At 47.5% G+C, this 2500-nt stretch carries 2 tRNA genes and 2 rRNA genes (1 of these 4 cut by a window edge); all 4 read left to right on the top strand.

From position 1 onward, the window contains the following. Positions 1–1776 (top strand): 23S ribosomal RNA (locus JFY71_RS00020); it begins 1125 nt to the left of the window's first position. 298 nt (positions 1777–2074) lie between these two features. Further along, a 5S ribosomal RNA gene (gene rrf / locus JFY71_RS00015) occupies positions 2075–2191 on the top strand. A 5-nt stretch (positions 2192–2196) separates the two neighbouring features. Further along, positions 2197–2271: transfer RNA gene (locus JFY71_RS00010), tRNA-Asn, on the top strand. Positions 2272–2276: 5 nt separating this feature from the next. Then, positions 2277–2366: transfer RNA gene (locus tag JFY71_RS00005), tRNA-Leu, on the top strand. Positions 2367–2500 lie beyond the last annotated feature (134 nt).

Here is a 2500-nt window from a genome sequence, read left to right as displayed (position 1 = left end):
GCCGAAGATTACCGGGGCTAAAATCTAATACCGAAGCTGTGGAACGAGTAATCGTTGGTAGAGGAGCGTTGTGTAAAGGAAGAAGCAAAACTGTAAGGTTTTGTGGACATTACACAAGTGAGAATGCTGGCATGAGTAGCGAAAAGGTGAGTGAGAATCTCACCCGTCGAAAGCCTAAGGGTTCCTGGGGAAGGCTCGTCCACCCAGGGTAAGTCGGGGCCTAAGCCCAGGCCGAAAGGCGTAAGCGATGGATAACAGGTAGAAATTCCTGTACTATCTCAAGCGATTGAGAGAAGTGTTGACGCAGAAGGATATACTTAGCGCACGGAAGGAAGAGTGCGTCCAAGTAAGTAGGTGGTAGGAGTAGGAAAATCCGCTCTTGCATAACACTGAGATACGATGGGGAGCGAAAAACAAGTAGTGAAGAAGTAGATTCCACGCTGCCAAGAAAAGGCACTATCGAGCGAAGAGATACCCGTACCGCAAACCAACACAGGTAGGCGAGGAGAGAATCCTAAGACGCGCGGAAGAACCTTTGTTAAGGAACTCGGCAAAATGACCCCGTAACTTCGGGAGAAGGGGTACCATGAGACGTATATGTTAAACACAAAAAGCGAAGCATGGTCGCAGAGAATAGGCCCAAGCGACTGTTTACCAAAAACACAAGTATCTGCTAAATCGAAAGATGAAGTATAGGTGCTGACACCTGCCCGGTGCTGGAAGGTTAAGGGGAAATGTTAGGGGTAACCCAAAGCATAGAACTTAAGCCCCAGTAAACGGCGGCCGTAACTATAACGGTCCTAAGGTAGCGAAATTCCTTGTCGGGTAAGTTCCGACCCGCACGAAAGGTGTAACGATTTGGGCACTGTCTCAACAAAGGATCCGGTGAAATTGTAGTACTCGTGAAGATGCGAGTTACCCACGGCAGGACGGAAAGACCCCGTGGAGCTTTACTGCAGGCTGACATTGGATTTTGGTATTAAATGTACAGAATAGGTGGGAGACTAAGAAACTAGGGCGCCAGTCTTAGTAGAGTCACAAGTGGGATACCACCCTTTTAATGCTAAAGTTCTAACCTGGTACCTTGAAACAGGTACAGGGACACTGTCAGTTGGGCAGTTTGACTGGGGCGGTCGCCTCCTAAAGAGTAACGGAGGCGTTCAAAGGTTCCCTCAGAATGGTTGGAAATCATTCATAGAGTGCAAAGGCAAAAGGGAGCTTAACTGTGACACCAACAAGTGGAGCAGATAGGAAACTAGGACTTAGTGATCCGGTGGTACCGAGTGGAAGGGCCATCGCTCAACGGATAAAAGCTACCCCGGGGATAACAGGCTTATCTCCCCCAAGAGTTCACATCGACGGGGAGGTTTGGCACCTCGATGTCGGCTCGTCTCATCCTGGGGCTGGAGAAGGTCCCAAGGGTTGGGCTGTTCGCCCATTAAAGAGGCACGCGAGCTGGGTTCAGAACGTCGTGAGACAGTTCGGTCCCTATCCGCCGTGGGCGTAAGAAATTTGAGAGGAGCTGTCCCTAGTACGAGAGGACCGGGATGGACAGACCGCTGGTGTATCAGTTGTTCCGCCAGGAGCACAGCTGAGTAGCTAAGTCTGGTCGGGATAAGTGCTGAAGGCATCTAAGCACGAAGCCCCCCTCAAGATGAGATTTCTTTTTCAGAGATGAAGAGAGATACCATGAAGAAAATATGGTTGATAGGTCAGAGGTGTAAGAGCAGTAATGTTTTTAGCTAACTGATACTAATATATCGAAAGCTTGACCAGGAATATTTATTACTATTTTTTGAAGCCGTAACCCAATTTGTGAAATAAATTGAAGTACGACTCATGCAAAGCATTCCCAAGAACGTAAGTGATTGGAAGAATGCGACTGCTAATGACCTAACAGAAATCTATGATTTCGTAGTAGGTCAGATGCAGCGAAGTCCAAAACTTGTTTTGGTAAACGGAGCCTGCTAATGCCGTAACCCAGTTTGTGAAACAAATTGAGGTAGGTGCTAATGACCTAATAGAAGTCTATAGACAGTTAGGAGAAACAATGTTACAATAGAAAAAGTTAATATAGGGTGAAGATAGCGGAAGGGATACACCTGTACCCATCTCGAACACAGAAGTTAAGCCTTTTAGCGCCGATGGTACTATGATGGAAACGTCATGGGAGAGTAGGTATTTGCCCAACAATATTCCTAGGTAGCTCAATGGTGGAGCACCCGGCTGTTAACCGGTAGGTTGTGGGTTCGAGTCCCACCCTGGGAGCCAAATAAGCCGGAGTGGCGGAACTGGCAGACGCACAGGACTTAAAATCCTGCGATCCTTAACAGATCGTATCGGTTCGATTCCGATCTCCGGCACCATGTTATCTAAAAGGAAAGAAATATTTGGCAAAAAGCAACAATTATAACTATTATATTAGTTATTATATCGCGGGATGGAGCAGTTTGGTAGCTCGTCGGGCTCATAACCCGGAGGTCGTAGGTTCAAATCCTGC

Source organism: Miniphocaeibacter halophilus, assembly GCF_016458825.1.
GTDB classification, from domain to species: Bacteria; Bacillota; Clostridia; order Tissierellales; family Peptoniphilaceae; genus Miniphocaeibacter; species Miniphocaeibacter halophilus.
The sequence above is the reverse complement of the archived record's forward strand: the minus strand, read 5'-3'. Positions and strand labels throughout refer to the sequence as shown.